Annotated in this window: 15 protein-coding genes; 6 read left to right on the top strand and 9 right to left on the bottom strand. The window is 44.8% G+C overall.

Translation table 11 applies throughout. From position 1 onward, the window contains the following. The first annotated feature begins 173 nt into the window (after nt 1-173). A complete protein-coding gene (gene sulA / locus Xbed_RS02200; RefSeq protein WP_086111308.1) occupies nt 174-746 on the top strand; it encodes an SOS-induced cell division inhibitor SulA in 573 nt (190 codons plus the stop codon). A gap of 353 nt (nt 747-1099) precedes the next feature. Beyond that, nucleotides 1100-2206 carry a porin OmpA gene (ompA, locus tag Xbed_RS02195; protein WP_086111307.1) on the top strand — a complete coding sequence of 369 codons (1107 nt, stop codon included), beginning with the start codon at nt 1100-1102 and terminating at the stop codon, nt 2204-2206. Between the two features lie 72 nt (nt 2207-2278). Here the strand turns inward: ompA and matP are convergent, their stop codons facing one another. Next, entirely contained in the window at nt 2279-2728 is a 450-nt protein-coding gene (gene matP, locus Xbed_RS02190; RefSeq protein WP_086111306.1) for a macrodomain Ter protein MatP, read from the bottom strand. A 204-nt stretch (nt 2729-2932) separates the two neighbouring features. Here matP and Xbed_RS02185 point away from each other — a divergent pair, with 204 nt between their 5' ends. Next, on the top strand, nt 2933-4663 hold the full coding sequence (locus Xbed_RS02185; RefSeq protein WP_086111348.1) for an AAA family ATPase: 1731 nt from the start codon (nt 2933-2935) through the stop codon (nt 4661-4663). A gap of 85 nt (nt 4664-4748) precedes the next feature. Continuing rightward, nucleotides 4749-5267, top strand: coding sequence for a bifunctional 3-hydroxydecanoyl-ACP dehydratase/trans-2-decenoyl-ACP isomerase (fabA, locus tag Xbed_RS02180; protein WP_086111305.1), 519 nt, complete (start codon nt 4749-4751; stop codon nt 5265-5267). Nucleotides 5268-5339: 72 nt separating this feature from the next. Here fabA and pqiC read toward each other — a convergent pair whose 3' ends face one another. Genes pqiC through rlmKL form a run of 5 tightly spaced genes read right to left on the bottom strand, consistent with a single transcriptional unit; the run spans nt 5340 to nt 12979 of the window. Beyond that, the gene (pqiC, locus tag Xbed_RS02175; protein WP_086111304.1) at nt 5340-5978 is read right to left on the bottom strand and encodes a membrane integrity-associated transporter subunit PqiC; all 639 of its coding nucleotides are present in this window, start codon (nt 5976-5978) and stop codon (nt 5340-5342) included. Then, on the bottom strand, nt 5978-7627 hold the full coding sequence (gene pqiB, locus Xbed_RS02170) for an intermembrane transport protein PqiB (RefSeq protein ID WP_086111303.1): 1650 nt from the start codon (nt 7625-7627) through the stop codon (nt 5978-5980). Before pqiB ends, pqiC begins: the two co-directional genes overlap by 1 nt. 1 nt (nt 7628) lies before the next feature. Next, complete coding sequence (gene pqiA / locus Xbed_RS02165; RefSeq protein WP_086111302.1) at nt 7629-8897, bottom strand: membrane integrity-associated transporter subunit PqiA; 1269 nt, start codon at nt 8895-8897, stop codon at nt 7629-7631. A gap of 49 nt (nt 8898-8946) precedes the next feature. Then, nucleotides 8947-10857 carry an ABC transporter ATP-binding protein gene (locus Xbed_RS02160; RefSeq protein WP_086111301.1) on the bottom strand — a complete coding sequence of 637 codons (1911 nt, stop codon included), beginning with the start codon at nt 10855-10857 and terminating at the stop codon, nt 8947-8949. Nucleotides 10858-10861: 4 nt separating this feature from the next. Next, nucleotides 10862-12979: a bifunctional 23S rRNA (guanine(2069)-N(7))-methyltransferase RlmK/23S rRNA (guanine(2445)-N(2))-methyltransferase RlmL gene (gene rlmKL, locus Xbed_RS02155; RefSeq protein WP_086111300.1), complete on the bottom strand. Its 2118-nt coding sequence runs from the start codon at nt 12977-12979 to the stop codon at nt 10862-10864. Between the two features lie 118 nt (nt 12980-13097). Here rlmKL and Xbed_RS02150 point away from each other — a divergent pair, with 118 nt between their 5' ends. Further along, nucleotides 13098-14210 (top strand): YcbX family protein, encoded by a 1113-nt coding sequence (locus Xbed_RS02150; protein ID WP_086111299.1) that lies wholly within the window; start codon nt 13098-13100, stop codon nt 14208-14210. A 213-nt stretch (nt 14211-14423) separates the two neighbouring features. Here Xbed_RS02150 and Xbed_RS02145 read toward each other — a convergent pair whose 3' ends face one another. The 3 genes from Xbed_RS02145 to pepN all read right to left on the bottom strand — a co-directional run bounded on the left by Xbed_RS02145 (nt 14424) and on the right by pepN (nt 19390). Then, nucleotides 14424-14975, bottom strand: a complete 552-nt coding sequence (locus Xbed_RS02145; protein WP_086111298.1) for a cell division protein ZapC — start codon at nt 14973-14975, stop codon at nt 14424-14426. Between the two features lie 492 nt (nt 14976-15467). Further along, on the bottom strand, nt 15468-16478 hold the full coding sequence (gene pyrD / locus Xbed_RS02140; RefSeq protein ID WP_086111297.1) for a quinone-dependent dihydroorotate dehydrogenase: 1011 nt from the start codon (nt 16476-16478) through the stop codon (nt 15468-15470). Between the two features lie 293 nt (nt 16479-16771). Next, nucleotides 16772-19390, bottom strand: a complete 2619-nt coding sequence (gene pepN, locus Xbed_RS02135; RefSeq protein WP_086111296.1) for an aminopeptidase N — start codon at nt 19388-19390, stop codon at nt 16772-16774. Nucleotides 19391-19729: 339 nt separating this feature from the next. Between pepN and pncB the strand changes: the two genes are divergently transcribed. Next, nucleotides 19730-20959, top strand: a complete 1230-nt coding sequence (gene pncB, locus Xbed_RS02130; RefSeq protein WP_086111295.1) for a nicotinate phosphoribosyltransferase — start codon at nt 19730-19732, stop codon at nt 20957-20959. Nucleotides 20960-21101 lie beyond the last annotated feature (142 nt).

Raw genomic sequence — 21101 nt, 5'->3', positions numbered from 1 at the left:
ACAAGAACAATTAATTAAAACCATACGCAATCTATTTCCAACTGCCAATCATTAAGTCAGAAAAATCTGAATTTCTGTAAATTTTTGCGAAGCGCTTTGAAAAAAAGAAACTTGCTTTTAATCAAATAGCGTTATACTGTATAAATATACAGCTTATCATGGCGAGGAACATTATGAGCATTCAATCATCGTGGGGCTATCTCACCGAAAATAAAACAATGGCGGTTGACACAACCGTGAATGAACATAAAACAGACAAAAAAATGGCTGAGATGGCCGTGAAAAGACGGTCTGTTGTGGAACCCCCACAATGCGCGTCACCAACAGAAAAAGGGATGGTCAGTGAGCTGGTTTATAACGAACACCAGCCAGCCATTAATCATATTCTGCTTCCTTTATTACGTCAGTCGGGAAACGAAAACCGATGGTTACTTTGGGTGACACCCAATCAGAGGTTGAGCCGCCAGTGGTTGATAAATTCAGGGCTTCCTCTAGATAAAATCGTCCAACTAACCCAGATCCGGCCCATTGCTTCGATTAATGCTATGGAAAAGGCTTTAGCAAGTGGTAATTACAGTATTGTATTGGGCTGGTTGCCTGAATTGTCTGAATATGAAGTGAATAGATTACATTTAGCTGCCCAAAGGGGCACTGCTCTCGGTTTTATTATGCGGCCACAAAAGTTAACGCATCAATTAAATTCACCACCCGTTAGGTTACAAATTCACTCTATTTACTATCATTGACAAAATTAGGATTAATCCCAATATTTTTTATAAAAAATGAGCTACTAATTGATAATCTCCCGTCTTTACAATGAAAATCAATGTATTGATATGGTCAACATTGTAAATGTTCGTCAAAAATATTTTTTATTTGTATGATGATAATTAAAAATTTTGTGTCGTGAATCACAGTGCACTTGTAACTTTTTGAGTTCGTTGTAGACTTTACACAGTTTAGGTTTGTGCTTACCACTCTTATATTTCAGGAAGCATCTTCTGGTAAAAGTGGAGTCACCTAATCAAACATTTTAACCAATGGCTAATAATAAGGCTTTCAAGGCCAATTGCCTATTTGGATGATAACGAGGCGTAAAATGAAAAAGACAGCTATCGCAGTAGCAGTGGCAGTGGCAGCTTTCGCAACTGCTGCCCAAGCAGCTCCAAAGGATGACACCTGGTATACCGGCGCTAAACTGGGTTGGTCTCAATACCATGACGTGAATTTCTACGGCAATGATTACGATAACCGAATTGGTGACGGCTCAACTCACAAAAGCCAACTGGGTGCAGGTGCCTATGTTGGTTATCAGGCAAACCCATATCTGGGCTTTGAAATGGGCTATGACTGGCTGGGTCGCATGGCTTATAAAGGCAGCGTTAATAACGGTGCTTTCCGCGCTCAAGGTGTTCAATTGACAACTAAATTGAGCTACCCAGTGATGGATAATCTTGATGTTTATACCCGTTTGGGTGGTATGGCATGGCGTGCAGACTCTTCTGCGACTTATGACGCCAATGCCGCATCTCCTGATCAAGTCAGGCTGAAAAACAACGACACTGGCTTTTCTCCTTTAGCTGCGATTGGTGTTGAGTACGCATTGACCAAAAATCTGGCAACCCGCCTGGATTACCAATGGGTTAATAACATCGGTGATGCCACTACCGTTGGTGCCCGCCCAGATAACGGCTTGTTGAGCGTTGGCCTTTCTTACCGTTTCGGTCAAGATGAAGCAGTTGCTCCAGTGATTACACCTGTCGCTCCGGTCGTTCCTGCTCCGGTTGTTGAAAACAAGAGCTTCACTCTGCGTTCTGACGTTCTGTTCAATTTCAACAAATCAACGCTGAAAGAAGAAGGTAAGAAAGAACTGGATAGCCTCTACAACCAACTGGCTAAAATCGATCCAAATCAGGGTAATGTTGTAGTACTTGGTTATACTGACCGCATCGGTAGCCAGAATTACAACCTGCCGTTGTCGCAAAAACGTGCTCAATCTGTTGTAAATTATCTGGTTGCTAAAGGCATTCCAGCAAATAGCATCCACGCAGAAGGCCGTGGCAAGGAAAATCCTGTCACGGGTTCTCACTGTGACAACATCAAAGTTCGCGCTAAACTGATCGACTGCCTGGCACCTGATCGCCGTGTAGTTATCAATATTCAGGGTACTAAAGAAGTGGTTACTCAGCCAAAAGTAGCACAGTAATCTTGCCCTGAAGGATTTATTAATAGAACCCCACGTCAAAAGTGGGGTTTTTTGTTTGCGTCTAAGTTGAGGTTATTTTCCCAATATCGCTTCTAAATCCTGCTTCAAACTCGACATCTGGTGTGTATACCTTTCTCTATATTCAGCATCTTCCAGCAACTGTATGATCGTTTCTGACAGAGTATTCCCGCGACGCTGAGAGAGAGCTGAAAGCCGCTGCCAGACATGAAAGTCCAAATCGATGGATTTTTTCCGTGAGTGTTGGTGTTCAGCATTAAAATGACGTTTGCGCCGTGCCCGAATTGTTTGCTTCATCCGGTTGGATAAATCCGGATTCATATGCAAAGAAATCCATTCCAATACCTTGACGGGTTCGCGCTCCAGATTCATTAATTCACTCACTGCATTCTGCGCTGCACTTTTTTCAATGTATTTAGTAACCGGCTCACCTTCACGGTGTTTTTTTGCCAAATATGCCCATTTCCAGCCACATTCCAGATTTTCCAATTGTTGATATTTCATTTCATCTCTCAGTGACAGCGTAACTTAAATTAAGCATAGCAATTATTTCTTTGAATTGCTCATGGCAACCCAGAATATTGGCACATTTTACAGGCACTAAGCGTGTTAGCTCAAATGTCGCTTCTTTCAAGATTCTGCCATGTTGGTTCATGGCCTAATCTTGTATAATAAATGTTTCCTTTTTCACTATATGTAGCGACCACTTTGACGAATATAAAATTAGACTGGCAGGCATTACAGCCAAACAATGCGCCTTATCAGGCACTCTTCAATTCTGTCACTGAATTGTCCCCCATCACAATAGATGAGGTTCAACCCAGGCTGCACAGTGGGTTATCTCTTTTTTGTCAGGCCGATCTACGTCAATCTTTTATGCTGCTGAAGGCTGAAGAGAGTGATGTTTATCTGTCTCTTTTATCTGATACGATTTCCTCTTTACTGCCAAAAAGTCGTCCAACCATCGGGGGCTATTATCAAATAGAACACCAAACCATTACCTGGAACTCGGCTGGGGAAGGTATGTTTGCGCCCACTGAGCGAGTTGCTTATCGTGAATGGATTGAACCAGAACAATTATTTGGCAACATTTATACGTATCAAGGTGTGATCCAGCTACAACCGGGGCTTGTCCATCAAGTCAATGGCGGTGTTTTGGTTTTGCCTCTGCGAACTCTGCTTGCTCAACCATTAATGTGGGTTCGCCTCAAGCAGATGATTATCCAACGCCGTTTCGACTGGCTGTCGCACGATGAGAATCGCCCCCTTCCCTTTCCTGTGCCTTCAATGGAATTGGATCTGCGTCTGCTTTTAGTTGGGGATAGATTAAGTCTTGAAGAACTACAGACCATTGAACCCGAACTGGCAAACAGTGCATTGTATGGTGAATTTGAGCCGGATATCCTCTTCCACGAAGAAGATGACCTGGCAGTATGGTGCCGCTATGTGAATGGGATCATTCAGCAAAAAAACCTGCCCCCATTGAGTACCGATGCCTGGCCTGAACTTCTCAAACAGGCTATTCGCCATACCGAAGATCAACTCCGTTTACCTCTGGATATCCAGTGGTTGCAACAAAAATTGGAAGCAGCAGCCAATTACCAGCAGGAAAACCAGATCACCGAGCACTCCCTGCAACAGGCAGAAGAGAATCGCGCTTGGCGTCACGGTTATTTAGCAGAACGCAGTATGGACGAAATACTGAAAGGTCAAATATTGATCCGTACACAAGGTTCAGTCATTGGCCAAATTAATGGGTTATCAGTACTCGAATATCCCGGGCACCCTGAGCCAATGGGAGAACCTTCCCGTATCAGTTGCGTTGCGCACTTAGGGGATGGAGAGCTTATTGATGTGGAACGTAAGGTCGAGTTAGGTGGCAATATTCATGCGAAAGGCATGATGATTATGCAGGCTTACTTAATTGCTGAATTGAAGTTGGATCAGCCACAGCCATTCTCTGCTTCCATTGTGTTCGAGCAATCTTATGGCGAAGTGGACGGTGACAGCGCTTCACTGGCTGAGTTATGTTGCCTGATCAGTGCGTTATCACAGCAGCCTATCGATCAGCAAATTGCGGTTACCGGTGCGGTAGACCAATTTGGTTATGTGCAACCGATTGGTGGCGTCAACGAGAAAATTGAAGGTTTTTTCCGCCTATGTCACTACCGTAAGCTCACGGGTTCTCAAGGGGTGATTATTCCAACTTCCAATGTACAACATTTGTGCCTAAGCCAAGACGTTGTTAACGCAGTCAAAAATGGAGAATTTCATATCTGGGCTGTCGAGCATGTCTCTGAAGCCGCATCACTACTAACCGGTATTCCTTACCATGATCAACAAAAAGAACACTTGTTAGCTATGATATATGCCCGTATCACACAGGCCAATCATCACGAGCGACCTCAATTACCTTGGTTTTTACGCTGGTTAGGTTAATTCTGCTATTATCTGATCGGAGTTGTTCGGCGTACAACTGTACGCTATTCTCTAGCCCTACACGATCATAAGGCTATCTGAAAGTATGTTTAAAAAACAAGAGTCCTACACGAAAGAAGAACTTCAAGCCTCTGGACAAGGTAAATTGTTTGGTGAAAATGGACCACCGCTGCCTTCTGGCAATATGTTGATGATGGATCGCATCACGAAAATGACAGAAACCGGCGGTATCTATGATAAAGGGTATGTCGAAGCTGAATTCGATATCAACCCTGAGCTGTGGTTTTTCGATTGCCATTTTGTCAATGACCCTGTAATGCCAGGCTGTCTTGGACTTGATGCAATGTGGCAGCTTGTTGGCTTTTTCCTGGGCTGGATCGGTGGAGAAGGTAAAGGCCGGGCACTCGGCGTAGGTGAAGTGAAATTCACAGGCCAGATATTACCAACGGCAAAAAAGGTGACTTACCGCATTAATTTCAAGCGTGTCATTAACCGAAAGCTGATTATGGGCTTGGCTGATGGTGAAGTTCTGGTAGACGGTAAGCTAATTTATACTGCGGCTGATTTAAAGGTTGGTTTGTTCAAAGATACCAGTGCTTTCTGATAATCCCATTTTGGTGACGCCCCTTTTTCCCCAATACTGAACACCTCCGCTATTGCGGAGGTGTATACCCGGTTAACGTTGGGAAGCTATCTGTTTTGCAATGGATTTAGCCAACTGGTTGTAACCTTGTGCTAATGTAAGAACCAATTCAGCATAACCCTCTTTTTTCTGTTTCAACTCAAGATTGAATGGCCTTTTAATCACATTGCCTGAATTGGACAGTATCCAGTCTCCTGCAATCAATACCCGGCCATCATATCGCCCGTGAAAAGCTGTTATTGTGATATCCAACGCATCAGCATCTTTTTCCAGTTCCTGCCCGGAAACCAAACGATGCGGGAATGCCGCACTCAGTTCAGAGATCAAAATCTGCTTTAACTGTTGCTGCAATGGGCTGGCCCACAAATGATTTGATGCATTGACATAGCTGACATCGCCTGTTTGATACACAATGCCGGGCGAAGTAAGGTAGTCAGAAAGGTTAACCTCTTTTACCCATAGTTGCCGTTCATGTTTAGCTCCCAGCTTATTCTCCTGCGATACCTGATTTTCCGGAGATGCTGGCTTTTCCGCTGATAAATTAGCTAAAACCGGTAGCTGGTAATAGGTTTTCTGTAGCTGGCTGCCACTACACCCTGCAATAAACAAACTTCCGACAACAAACACACTGATAGAAATAGAAAATGCCAATGTTGAAAGCAACTTTTTCATTATTCAGGCGCCTTTTTAGGTTCAGGATCTTTGATCGCTTCCGCTTCAAATACCAACGCATTGCTCTTATTATTAAGGGTCTTCAGGACAGGCTGCAATTCACGCAGTACCTGATCCAGCCGCTGCATATTGTCAACCAATTTGTTATAAGCCGGCGAACCGGGCTGAATGCCCTGCATACTGCGACTTAACTCATGTAATGTATTTTGGATATCTTTAGGCAACCCTTGGGCTTCTTTGCTCGCCAGCATCCGATTTAACTCATCCATTGTTTTTTGCGCCGTTCTCATTGCTTTCCGGCTTTCTTCAAGTGTTTTCGTTGCCTGCATAAATACCGGTTCAATCGGCATATTATTGATTTTATCCAACGTCGTGATGATCTTTTGTTGAATTTGCGCCAGGCCACCACTGACAGTAGGCAACACGTTATAACCTTCAATTTTACGTGGCATTTCCCATTGTTTTTCATCAGGGTAAAAATTCAGGTCAATAAACAGCGCCCCTGTCAGTAAATTCCCCGATTTCAAGGAAGCCCTTAAACCCCGTGCAATGGTCTCTTTCAGTTGCTTGTCGGTATCAAATCCATCACCCAATTCTTTTTTGAAACGTTCAGGCTCTATATGAATCAAGACAGGGATCCGAAATTCACGGTCAATCCGTTGCTTAATGCTCTCAGAATAGAAAGGAACGTTGACGACTGTCCCAACCCTGATACCACGAAATTCGACCGGTGCCCCCACCTGCAAACCTCGTACTGAGTCAGAGAAAAATAATAAAAAGCCTTTATACTCGGTATAAAGTGAATTTTGGATACTCTTCTCACTATCATAAAGTTTGAAAACTTCTTTTTCTTTTACCGGGTTACCCAATCCCCAACCTTTCGGTACATCAAAACTCACACCACCACCAAATAAGGTTGATAATGAGGCAACTTCAACCCGTAGTCCTTGTGATGACATGTCAAAAGCGATACCACTGTCTTTCCAAAACCTGACGTTGGTTGTCAGTAGACCGTCGTAAGGTGAATTAACGAAAATTTGGTAGCGAACCAACCGGGATTCCGGATCAAAAGTGCCGGCTTCAACCGATCCCACACGATATCCGCGAAATAACACCGGATCGCCGGGAGAGAGTTGCCCTGCTTTTTCACTCATCAGTACAATACGAATACCTTTCGCATCCGGGGAAGCTAGGGGTGGTGAATCCAGCAATGAAAATTGCCGTTCTTCACTACCTTGTGTACCCGGTTGCAATTCAATAAATACACCCGACAATAATGTACTCAGGCCAGAAACCCCCTCACGCCCAACCTGAGGTTTGACCACCCAGAATGCGGTGTCTGTATGTAAAAGCCGCTCCATGCCATCATTCAGACGAGCTTTAATAATGACCTGTCCCAAGTTATCACTTAGTGAAACTTTTTCGACAACGCCAATGTCAACGCTGCGGCTTTTGATTTTCGTTTTTCCCGCTTCAATACCTTCAGCGTTGGATGTGAACAGTATCACTTCCGGTCCTTGGTGACTAAAATGGTAAAACAGTATCCAGGCCCCGATAAGCACAGTGATAACGGGGACTATCCATATAGGTGACCAACTCTTGAGTTTGCTGATCCTGGCCTGAGCCAGATCTTCTTCTTTATCCGTCACCTTACGACTCCTCATGGTTATGTAACGCAAATTGACTATTGGCTTTGTCCCAAGTTAAACGCGGATCGAATGTCATTGACGCAAACATCGTCAAGATAACCACCAGAGCAAACAACACGGCTCCGATAGCAGGATAGATACTCATGAATTGTCCCATGCGAACCAGTGCCGAGAGTACGGCAATAACGAACACATCAATCATTGACCAACGCCCCACAAATTCCACCATTTCGTAAATAAAATGCATCGTTTCGGAATCATGGTGACGTTGACTTTTGGCATCCCAGCACAACCAACTGATGGCCAGCATTTTCAGTATAGGCACCATGATGCTGGCAATAAAAATCACCATTGCCACAGGGTAAGAGCCTGAGCTCCAAAGTAAAATAACACCTTCCAGGATATTGGAATTAATGTGGTTTCCCAATGCCTGTGTGACCATGATCGGTAAAACATTCGCCGGAATATACAGTATGGCTGATGTCATCAGCAGCGCCATGGTGCATTGAAGGCTATGGCGACGACGGGCATGTCCCGTTGTGTGGCAACGAGGGCATTCGGATTGCCGGGCAGGCAAAATGGCAGTACAGCATTGACACAATCTGACACCTTGCACCAAACCCGGTTTGCCGGCCTGTACAGGCCGGCAAACTTTAGGCGCGGGTTCTATTTCATTCCAAAACCAGTGCCGGTCAAGGCATTGAAAAGCCCTGACCTGAAATAAACAGAAAAGACAATAAGGCAGGAAACTCAAGCCAATGTTAACTTCGCCATATGCCATCAGCTTCACAAAGCTCACCAGCACTCCCGCGAGGAAAATTTCTGCCATGCACCAGGTTTTCATCTTGAACAAAATGCGCGCCAGTTCTATTTTCAAACGACGCGCCATCTTGACGTGCTGGCACAGGAGGATAATCGCCACCATGCAAAATGTCGGGACAAGCTGCACAAAGATCAGGAAAAACACGGCCATGCTTGAGTAGTCTTCGCTATACATCACCTTGGGGATTTGGGGCAGTGTGATTTCACTGACCATCCCCGCGACACTCATGCTGACAAAAGGAAACAGGCAAGCAAGCAAGAGCATCACTAATGCGCTTATTGCATAACCTGTTGGCTGGTTGCGTGGCTCTTTCCACTTTGCTGTCAGCACCGTGTCACACCGGGGGCAAACCGCCTTTTTCCCTTGTTCCAAATCAGGCACAGCCACCAGCATGTCACACTGGGGACAAAGAACCAGCTTGTCATGCTGATGGTTATTGGAACACAAAGTTTTTCTCCTTAAGCAAAGCCTACAAGGTTATTTTATGCAGCCGCCATTATCCATTTTTCATCATTTCTAATTCCTGCCAGCGATCGAACGTTTTTTCCAATTCTTGCTCTTTATTGGCCAGTTCAATCAGAATGTTTTGTGTAATTTCGTGAGATTGGTTGAAGAATTCAGGGTCACTGACCTGAGATTGCAATTTCTCTATTTCTTCTTCTAACTTTTCCAATAATGAGGGTAGTTGCTCTAACTCACGCAGTAAATGGTAACTTATCTTATTATTCGCCTTTTTAGACGTCTCTTTCGGTTTTACGGCCTTAGTTTCAGTATTTGCTTTCTTCTCTGAGACCTGACGCAGTGAAACGGTTTGTGATCGTTGCTGCTGGGCATCGTAATAACCCCCGACATAATTGTTGATTTCACCGTTACCTTCAAAAATCCAGCATTCGGTGACTGAGTTATCAACAAATTGACGATCATGGCTCACCAAAATCACGGTTCCGGTATAACTATCAACCAGTTCTTCAAGTAATTCCAATGTTTCAACATCAAGATCGTTGGTCGGTTCATCGAGAATCAGCAAGTTGCTTGGTTTCAGAAATAAGCGTGCCAGTAACAGACGGTTGCGTTCGCCACCGGAAAGCGCTCGCACAGGCGTCATTGCCCGTTTGGGATGAAAAAGAAAATCTTGTAAATAACCCAGTACATGGCGGGAGCGTCCGTTAACCGTCACTTCCTGTTTACCACCCGCAAGGTTATCCATGACCGTTTGATCCGGATCCAATGCCACACGATGCTGATCAAAGTAGGCAACTTCAAGTTTTGTCCCGCAGTGAATGCGCCCACTTTCTGCCGACAAATCTCCCAACATCAGCTTCAATAGTGTGGTTTTGCCACAACCGTTTGGCCCCACCAACGCAATTTTGTCGCCACGCTGAACCTGAGCCGAGAAATTTTTGACCAATGTCTTATCACCAATCCGGTAATTGACATTTTCCATTTCAAACACGATCTTACCGGAGCGTGTCGCTTCTTCGACCTGCATTTTTGCCGTGCCCATCACATTGCGGCGTTCAGAACGCTCTGTACGCAGGGCTTTCAATGCCCTAACCCGCCCTTCATTACGGGTGCGTCGTGCTTTAATGCCCTGACGGATCCACACTTCTTCCTGCGCCAGTTTTTTGTCAAATTCGGCATTTTGCATCTCTTCAACCCGCAACGCTTCTTCTTTGCCTTCCAGATACTTATCATAGTTTCCCGGCCATGATGCCAGTTTTCCACGATCCAGATCGATGATGCGGGTTGCCATATTGCGAATGAATGACCGATCATGGGAAATAAAAACCAGACTCCCATTAAAATCTTTCAGGAAATTTTCCAACCACTCGATGGTATCAATATCAAGGTGGTTAGTCGGTTCATCCAGAAACAGCACCCTTGGCGAACAGACCAGTGCCCTACCCAAAGCCGCCTTGCGCAACCAGCCCCCGGACAGTGAAGAAAGTTTTGCTTCTGCGGGTAAGGACAATTGTTTCAAGACATCACTAATCCGGCTATCCAGTGACCACAGGCCCTGGATATCCAACACTTCTTGTAATTCTGCAAGATGGTTGAGATTTTTTTCGCTGGGATCAGTTTCCACCAAATGTGAAACATGATGGAACGCTTTAATGTATTCAGCCTGCTCTTTTACCCCTTCGGCAACAAAATCAAAGACCGTACCTTCTACGTCACGGGGAGGATCTTGCTGTAAGCGCGCAACAATCAGATCCTGCTCATAAATGACCTGACCATCGTCCAAGGGTTGCTCTTTTGCCAGCACGCGCAATAACGTTGATTTTCCCGCACCATTGCGCCCGACCAGGCAAACTCTTTCGTTTTCTTCTATATGCAGTTCAGCATAATCCAACAACGGTGCATCACTGAAAGATAACCAGGCACCGGATAAGCTAATCAATGACATAATATTATTTTTCCTCGCCAACGTGATGTAGCAACCAGCAATTATGAATCTGGCGGTTACGGGCAAAATCCTGAGATAACGTTTTTTCTGTTATTTCTTCTGCAACCAAGCCTAATTTCTCCAATTCGGCAAGATCCATTTTGAAACCCCGTTTATTATTGGAAAACATCAACGTCCCACCCCGACGCAACAGATGTTTTAATTGCTTCATTAATTCAATGTGGTCGCGCTGAACATCAAAAGAGTCTTCCATTCGTTTGGAATTGGAAAATGTTGGGGGATCAATAAAGATCACATCAAATTGTTCACGGGATTGAGCCAACCATCCCAAACAATCCGCCTGAATGAGACGATGCTGACGTCCGGTTAAGCCGTTTGCCTGTAAATTTTTTTCTGCCCATTCAAGGTAAGTGCGGGACATGTCTACCGTGGTTGTCGAACGTGCTCCGCCCAACCCTGCATGCACTGTCGCTGAACCGGTATAGGCAAACAAATTGAGAAAATCCTTGCCTTGGCTCATTTCACCCAATTTCCGGCGGGCAATACGGTGATCAAGAAATAATCCCGTATCCAGATAATCGGTCAAGTTAACCCAAAATTTCGCCCCATATTCATTAACCAAAAAGAACTCTTTCTTTTCAGCCATTTTTTCATATTGGCTATTGCCTTTCTGACGTTGGCGGGTTTTCAGGATCAACTGGCTGGAGGACAGGCCAAGTACATTCATTGTTGCGCTGATGACATCAAATAAACGTTGGCGTGCTTTATTGGCATCGACAGTTTTAGGTGGCGCGTATTCTTGAACAATGACTTTATCCGCATAGCGATCAACAGCAACATTGTATTCCGGTAAATCCGCATCATATAACCGATAGCAATCAATACCCTGCTGTTTGGCCCATTTACTGAGCTTTTTCTCATTTTTACGTAACCGGTTTGCGTAATCCTCAGCGATACCCAGATCCAAAGACTGAGGTTTATCTGATAACTGATAGTTTTTCTGGACACAATCCAGCGGGCCATTTTTCGCCTTGAACTCACGTTCTGCCCGCAATTGCAGGCAACTCAACAGTTCTGGCGAAGCACTGAACAGTGATAAGCGCCAGCCGGGGAAGCGGCTTTTCATCACGCGGCCAAAGACACTATGCAATGCAATCAAAGCCGGTTCACTTTCAAGGCGTTCGCCATAAGGCGGGTTGCTGAGTATCGTTCCCGTCACCCCTTCTGGCAATGGGTTTTCCAGTTTGCTGGCATCGCCCTGCTGGAACTGAATCAGTTGGGCGACTCCCGCCCTGCGCGCATTTGAACGCGCCATATCCATGACCCGACGATCAATATCCGTTCCAAAGAAACGGGACGTGGTTTCCTGTAACCCCTTACGGAAACGCACCTGTGCTTCAGTGGTCATTTCACGCCAGAGGGTTTCATCGAATTTCAACCATGATGTGAATCCCCAATATTTACGGTGTAAACCCGGTGCACAATCGGTCGCCATCATAGCGGCTTCAATTAACAATGTGCCTGAACCGCACATGGGATCAACCATTGGCGTTCCCGCATTCCAGCCAGAACGCAAAATAATCGCGGCCGCCAGGCTCTCTTTCAGTGGGGCTTGCCCAGCCAGGTCACGGTAGCCACGGATGTGCAGACTATCGCCACTCAAGTCGAGTGAAACCGTGGCTTTTTCTTTATTTAAGAAGACATTAACACGGATATCGGGTTGTTGTTTCGCCACATCAGGGCGTTGATTTATTTTACGGACAAAACTGTCAACAATGGCATCTTTAACTTTCAGTGCGCCATATTGTGTATTTCTGATCTCTTCATTGGTGCCGCTGAAATGCACAGCAAACGTGCTATTGACCGAAAACACTTCACTCCAATCAATGGCCTGGACACCAAGATACAGGTCTAAATCGCTATAAACTTTGAACTCATTAAGTGGCTTCATGATGCGGGATGCCAATCTGCTCCACAGCAGACTTTTATACATCACCCGATCATCGCCCTGAAAATGAACCCCACCCTGGGCAATCTTACAGGAGTGCGCTCCCAGCATTTCCAGTTCGTTCTTTAACAGTTCTTCCAGTCCACGTGCCGTGCTGGCAAAGAGAGAGTTCATTTTATTAATCACCACATAAGTTCACTACAAAAAAATTGTGGCACATTATAGCCAATACCGACGACATGTCATAAAGTTGCTTACACAATTAAAAATAAAGATATTCTGGAGATAATCGGTGATAACCCTGTCGCGACTCTATACCCATCCCGTCAAGTCTATGCGTGGATTGCAACTTTCACATGCCCTTGTCAATGAAAGTGGCCTGACATTTGATCGCAATTTCATGATCACCACGCCGGACGGCACGTTTATCACCGGCCGCCAATATCCACAAATGTTGCTATTTACACCAACGATGCTCCACAACGGCCTATATCTACGGGCACCCAATGGAGACAGTGCAACCGTGCTTTATGCTGATTTTAAAGAAGCACGTTTACCCACCGAAGTCTGGGGCAATCATTTTACTGCCTTGGTTGCCCCTGAACCGATAAACGTTTGGTTGAGTGGTTTTTTTGAGACCCCCGTACAACTTCGTTGGCTCAGTGAAGAATTAACCCGACGCGTGAAAAAATTCCCCGATGTTTCTTTATCATTCGCGGATGGCTATCCCTATTTAATTATCAATGAAGCCTCTTTTCATGCTTTGCAACAACGCTGTCCTGCCAGTATTAAAATAGAGCAGTTTCGTGCCAATATCATTGTGACAGGTGCCGCGCCCTTTGAAGAAGACCGTTGGAAAATCATCCAAATCGGCGAGGTTATTTTCGATCTTCCCAAACCCTGCAGCCGGTGTATTCTGACAACCGTCAGCCCGGAAAAAGGTCGTAAAAATCCGCAAGGCGAGCCACTGGCAACATTACAATCTTTCAGAACGGCTAAGGATAAGAATGATGTTGATTTTGGACAGAATGCCATTGCCCGGCATAGTGGCATTATTCGTGTTGGCGATCGTGTCACCATTTTGGAAAAGAAAACACCGCGTGAATATGGCAGCGGTGAACAAGCGAATGATTTAAATATACAGAAAGTGGTTGAACACGCTATTTCTATTGAATTCAATGGGCAGTGTTTTATTGGAAATAATCAACAAATAATTCTAGAGCAGCTAGAGAATCAAGGTATTCGGGTGCCTTATTCATGCCGTGCTGGAATTTGTGGTTCTTGCGAGTTATCCCTGATTGAAGGTGATGTGCAACCATTAAAATCGACATCCATTAAAAGCGACGGAAAAATTCTGGCATGTAGCTGTATCCCCAAAAGTGATTTAGTTATTGAATTAAATTAATCATTAATAATATAGAAATTATATTTGTCCTTAAATCAGGCAGTATGGTTCAAATCATCTGTCTGATTTTCTATCTTTATCTTGTTAATTTTATCTTAAAATTTCAGAAGAGATAATTTTCTGCCAGAAAAAGCATTCAGGTAAATAACGTTATCAATGTCCCTGATAGGATATGATCAGTTGAGTTATGGGGGCCGCGTCTTGGTGAGGTGATTAAATCGCCCTGTCATATTCCGACATCGGGGTTGATTTAATATAAGGCAATAAGCGATCATTCATGACCTTAATGGAGTCACAGAAACTCATCACACGATCACCCAATTCTAATTTTTGTTGCGCCAATAAGCATAGGCTGGCGTTGTCACCCACTTCTGCCACCATAAATAGGGCATCGGCCCCGCCATCCTGTAAACGAAGCTGAACAATTTCACCCTGTTCTGGTTTTTCTACTACAGAAAAATGGGAAAAATACCAGCTTTTAGGCATTTGTGGTTTCATAAAGCGGAACGCGACCACACCATTCAGGGCTAACTCTGCTCTGAGTGCGGGTGCAATATTAATGTGGCGGGAATGTTCTTCGAAAGCATAATAAAGTGCGGCATCATCGACAGAAAAAGATATATCTTCCAGTGTCATTGCATAATCGGTCAACATTTTGGCAGGGAAACGGGAACGAAAAACCATGCCATTAGCGAGATCGAGCATAACGCGACTATGCTCAGAGTCGAAATACCAGCGCCACTGATCATCTGGTCTAATTTTCATTGATTACCCTTTTATACCCGTCATACTTCAAGTTGCCTCTTTGTTGGCTGCACTCACTCACCCCGGTCACATAGTTAGCTATGCTCCCGGGGATTCGCTCCCTTGCCGCCGCGATGCAACTCGAATTATTTTGGGTATATACCCTTCGTCTTTCAAGTTGCAGCTTTGTTGGCGGCGTTCACTCACCCCAGTCACCGTTCTTATAAACATAGAGTTATCTATGCTCCCGGGGATGACTGAGAGGCTCCTGCCTCTCACCGGAGGCCAGCCTTTGGCTGGGCAAATTCGTTCCCGACGAATTTGTCGCTCCCTTGCCGTCGCACTGCATCTTGAAATCCATTGTGTATATGCTCAAAATAGCTTTTTTAGTTAAAACAAACACCATTATCGAAATGAAAAATCGATAGAAATGATAAAAATTTAATCTGTCAGACAAAATATAGACGAGTTGGGGTCAGAAATAAACCCCCAACCCCAAATTGCGGCAAATATTCAGATATGATTAACGATATCTTTGATTAGTTTTGGCCCTTTATAGATAAAACCAGAATATATTTGAATCAATGAAGCACCCGCTTCCATTTTTTCTCTGGCAGCAACCAGTGAATCAATTCCACCCACTCCGATAATCGGTATTTCACCTTTTAATTCTTGAGAAAGGCGTCGAATAATTTCTGTACTGGGTAATTGAACCGGGCGACCGCTTAGCCCCCCTGCTTGCTGACAGTGATTCAACCCTGTGATAATTTTTCTATCCAGCGTGGTATTTGTTGCGATAACACCATCAATATGATGGCGCATTAAACTATCAGCAATTTTTATTAATTCTTCTTCTGAAAGATCAGGCGAAATTTTTACAGCAACCGGAACATATTTTTGGAACTTCTGTTGCAGTTCACTTTGTTTATTTTTTATCGCAGATAAGAGATCATCCAGCGCGTCACCATACTGTAAAGTTCTCAGGCCCGGCGTATTAGGGGAAGAAATATTAATCGTGATATAACCCGCATAAGGATAAACTTTATCCATGCAAATTAAATAATCGTCTTTTCCATTCTCTACCGGGGTATCTTTATTTTTACCAATATTGATCCCGATAATTCCGTCGTATTTTGCCCGTTTAACATTTTCAACCAGATTATCTACACCAAGGTTATTAAATCCCATCCGGTTGATAATCCCTTCCGCTTCAACCACACGAAATAACCTTGGTTTATCATTTCCTGCTTGTGGGCGTGGGGTCACGGTACCAATTTCAACCGAACCAAATCCCATCGCACCAAACGCATCAATGCAATCGCCGTTTTTATCAAGGCCAGCGGCTAAACCAAGTGGATTTTTGAAGGACAACCCCATGCAGGTAACGGGTTTAGTGGCAACTGACTGGCGGATGAGAAATTCGAAAGGCGTGCCAGAGATACGTTTGAGCTGGCGGAAAGTCAGTTCATGTGCCTGTTCAGGATCAAACTGGAACAATGCCTTCCGTACTAGAGAATAAAACATTTAAATTAACCTACTGTTTTTATGATTTTTTCACGAGAGAATTGTCAGTTGTACATTTTGAGTCATGCACAATCCCATACCTATATCATTGCTGCGTTGTTGTAACGGGAAGAGCGCGCTAATTTACCATTATATGAATAAACAAAAAAGCCCCGCTATGGGCGAAATACACCCCCTTTACCTTCTGACTTCGTTTATCTGGATATTGATATGGAGAGAAAATCTTAAAGAAGAGATCTCCTCCGGCGAATCCCGGAGGAGATGCGACCTATTTATATCGGCTTTCTTTAATATCAGCTTTCGAGTGCCTTGGTAATTTTCTCGAATAGGTCACCAGATAAGTTTTCCAACCCTTTCAACTGTTCCAGTGCCGCACGCATCAAGGCTTGGCGTTTCTCATCATAACGTTTCAGACGAATCAATGGATTAATCAAACTGGAAGCCACTTGAGGATTTCGGCTGTTCAGATCCGTCAGCACTTCCACCAAGAATTGATAACCACTGCCATTTTCGGCATGAAACGCCACCGGATTACTGGTGAAGAATGTTCTCAATAGCGAATAAACCCGGTTTGGATTACTCAGGCTGAAAGAGCGATGCTTCATCAGGTCACGTACTTTATCAAGCGCATCAAAGGCGGGATTGATGGCCTGCAACCTGAACCATTTATCCATGACCAAACCATTCTGATGCCAGCGTTGATCAAATTCATCCATTAATTGATAGCTGCAAGGCAATTCAGCAGACACCGACGCAGACAAGGCAGCGATGCTATCCGTCATGTTATCAGCCTGATAATATTGTGCCGCCACTACTTTATCGGCCAACTCTTTGTCATTAATAAAGGCTAAATAGTAGAGGCAGGTATTGCGCAGGTCGCGTTTCGCAATATCCTGATGATCCACACGGTATGCACCGGTATGAAGGCTGTGATAAACCGCAGTAAACTCATCCGCCATCTCATTAGCCAGCGTCCGCTTCATGGCATCAAGAACATCATGGATAGCTTTTGGATCGACGAGAGTAAACAGCTCTGCCATTTCATTTTCAGATGGCAGGGTCAGGATCAAGGCAGCCAAGGCCGGATCGATCTCTTTATCCAGCAATACAGCCCGGAAAGCATCAATGACATGCATTGGCAATTCCAGTGGCTGGGATTTTTGGTTGCGGGCAACATTCAGCTTCACATAATTGGTGAGCAGTGCCTGCGCTGCATCCCAACGAGAGAACTCATTGCGTGCATGTTTCATCAGGAATGAAAGCTGCTCGTCACGGTATGGATAATCCAATTTCACTGGTGCAGAAAACTCACGCAGTAAAGAAGGAACAGGCACAGAAGGCACATCATCAAAGACAAATGCCTGCTCTGCATTGATGACATTCAAGACATGATGCACTGGCTGGCCATCACGACGCAGCGGGATCACTCGCCCATGCTCATCATAAAGCTCAATGTCCAGAGGAATGTGCAGGGGTTGTTTTTCTTTCTGATCTGCTGTTGGAGGCGTCATTTGGCTGACGTGCAGAATATATTGCTGTTTCTCTGCATCATATTCGTCACGGACAGTCAGTACCGGTGTCCCTGATTGGCTATACCAGCGGCGGAATAGCGTCAAATCCACATTTGACGCATCTTCCATCGCCTGGACAAAATCATCACAGGTTGCCGCACTGCCATCGTGACGGTGGATATAAAGCTGCATCCCTGCCTGAAATTGTTCTTCGCCCAATAAAGTATGGATCATCCGGATCACTTCCGAGCCTTTTTGATAGACCGTCATCGTATAGAAGTTATTCATCTCCATCACCTGATCGGGACGGATAGGATGCGCCATCGGGCTGGCATCTTCAGCAAACTGTGCAGCACGCATGCCACGCACATTATTGATGCGGTTAACCGGACGTGAACCTAAGTCAGAGCTGAATTCCTGATCACGGAATACGGTCAATCCTTCTTTCAGGCTTAACTGGAACCAGTCACGGCAGGTAATGCGGTTTCCTGTCCAGTTGTGGAAATATTCATGCCCAATCACCGCTTCAATGTCAAGATAGTCTGTGTCCGTTGCGGTTTCCGTTTTTGCCAGCACATATTTGGAGTTGAAGATGTTCAGCCCTTTGTTTTCCATCGCCCCCATATTGAAGAAATCAACGGCGACGATCATATAGATGTCAAGGTCATATTCCAGGCCAAAGCGGGTTTCATCCCATTTCATCGAATTTTTCAACGAAGTCATGGCCCAGTCAGCACGATCCAAATTGCCCCGGTCAACAAACAGTTCCAGAGCAACTTCACGGCCACTGCGGGTCACAAAGGTGTCACGCAGGAGATCAAAATCCCCCGCAACCAATGCGAACAGGTAAGCCGGTTTTGGGAATGGGTCCTGCCATTTCACCCAATGCCGTCCATCTTTCAGCTCTCCCTGATCAATGCGGTTACCATTGGAGAGCAAGAATGGGTATTTGGATTTATCCGCCGTAATGCGAGTGGTAAAACAAGCCAGAACATCCGGGCGATCCAAATAATAAGTGATATGACGGAACCCCTCAGCCTCACATTGGGTACACAAGGCATCTCCAGACACATACAGCCCTTCAAGTGCTGTATTGGCTGACGGGCTGATTTCATTCACAATCTTCAAAGTAAACTGGGCGGGTAACTGTTCAATCAGTAACTTACCCTCCTGTTCATGATAATGCGCCCACGCTTTATCATCTATATAGATGCCTTTTAACGTGAGGTTTTCTCCATCCAGCACCAGTGGGGTTATGTCATTAGCCTGACGCTTTACCTGACTGATTGCCGTCACCGTCGTTTTATCTGCATCCAACTCAAAATCGAGATCAATGTCGGTCATTGTGTAATCTGGTGCTTTATAATCCAGACGGTGTTTTACGAGTCGCTGTTGTGTCATAGGGAACCTTTTCCATTACTTTTAACAGGCATGTTTAATCGATATAGTTCTGCCATAGAGCCGCCCTCCTTTCAATCAATAAGTCTCTTTTTTGGGATGTTAATGACTTATTAAATAAAGGTATAAATGATGTAGTCAGCATATTAGTACTTTCGTGCGAATTGTCATCTCATCTCTCATTTAACATGATATTATCTATAAATGGATTAACCTTAATCGTTAGGTTCGGGAAAATATATGCAGCTATATAGCTTCAATAACCCAATAATCACGGTATACTCTCCCGACTTTATCGATTTAGCAGACACGAATACGCTCCGCGAGGATGCCTGACGCGCCATGACTTTAGACGCTACCCCGATTATCACATCACTGCTTGATACTGATGCTTATAAATTTCATATGCAGCAAGCAGTGTACCACCATTACAACAATATTCCTGTTGTCGCAGAATTCCGTTGCCGTGGTGATGAACTGCTCGGAGAATACGCCGAGACGTTGCGCCATCAAATTAATATGATGGCGGATTTAACCTTGACGGAACGTGAAGCCGATTATCTCTCCCGCCTTCCGTTCTTTAAACAGGACTACCTGAATTGGATCAAAACATTCCGCTTTGATCCTGAACAAGTCGACGTTTCTGTGACCCATCAAGGGCAATTGACCATCCGCATTTCCGGCTTATGGCGTGAAGTGATCCTATGGGAAGTCCCTTTACTTGCCCTCATCAGCGAATTAGTTCATCGCCACCGCTCACCTGAAATAACCCCCGCAGACGCCGTTATTCAGCTTAAAAAACTCATTGAGCTGTTCCATAAAGATGCGGCGGAAGAAAATATCGACCTGTCCGGCTTTAAATTAATGGATTTTGGTACTCGTCGTCGTTTTTCACACGCAGTGCAATATGCGATTGTCAATGAACTGAAACACAACTTCCCTTATTTGGTCGGAACCAGTAATTATCAACTGGCAGAACAACTTGATCTCCCTCCGCTCGGCACACAAGCCCATGAATGGTTCCAGGCACATCAACAGATCAGTCCGGAGCTTGCCACCAGCCAGCGGGCAGCGCTGCAAACATGGCTGAACGAGTATCCAAATCAGTTGGGCATCGCCCTGACAGATTGCATTACAATGGATGCTTTCCTGCGCGATTTCGACAAACCCTTGGCGACCGCTTACCAAGGTCTGCGCCATGATTCCGGTGATCCGATTGAATGGGGTGAAAAAGCCATTGCACACTACCAATCATTGGATATCGATCCCATGACGAAAACGCTGATATTCTCTGACAGTTTGGACTTGCAAAAAGCGCTGGCGCTGTATCGCCATTTCCATAAGAGGATCAACGTGATTTTCGGTATTGGTACACGGCTGACCTGCAATATTCCGGGAGTAAAGCCCCTGAATATTGTGATCAAACTCATCGAATGTAATGGCAAACCGGTCGCAAAACTTTCCGATAGCCCCGGCAAAACCATCTGTGAAGATGATGAGTTTGTCGATAGGTTACGTCGGGCTTTTGACATCCCCTTTCCCTACATAGAGAAAAGAGCAAAAGCGGTATAATCCGGTCGGTAACCCCTTGCGTAATCGGTTTCATGCTGGTTACGCAAGAAAAAACAACTTTTCCCCTTATTTCCTCGCTAAGACGCGCAATTTCTTCTTGTTTCCTGAGATATGACAAGTAAGATAGACGATCTGCCCCTTA

Origin of the sequence: Xenorhabdus beddingii (genome assembly GCF_002127545.1) — a bacterium.
In the GTDB taxonomy this organism is placed as follows: Bacteria; Pseudomonadota; Gammaproteobacteria; order Enterobacterales; family Enterobacteriaceae; genus Xenorhabdus; species Xenorhabdus beddingii.
Note: the sequence above shows the minus strand (reverse complement) of the source record. Positions and strands in the feature narration are given on the sequence as shown.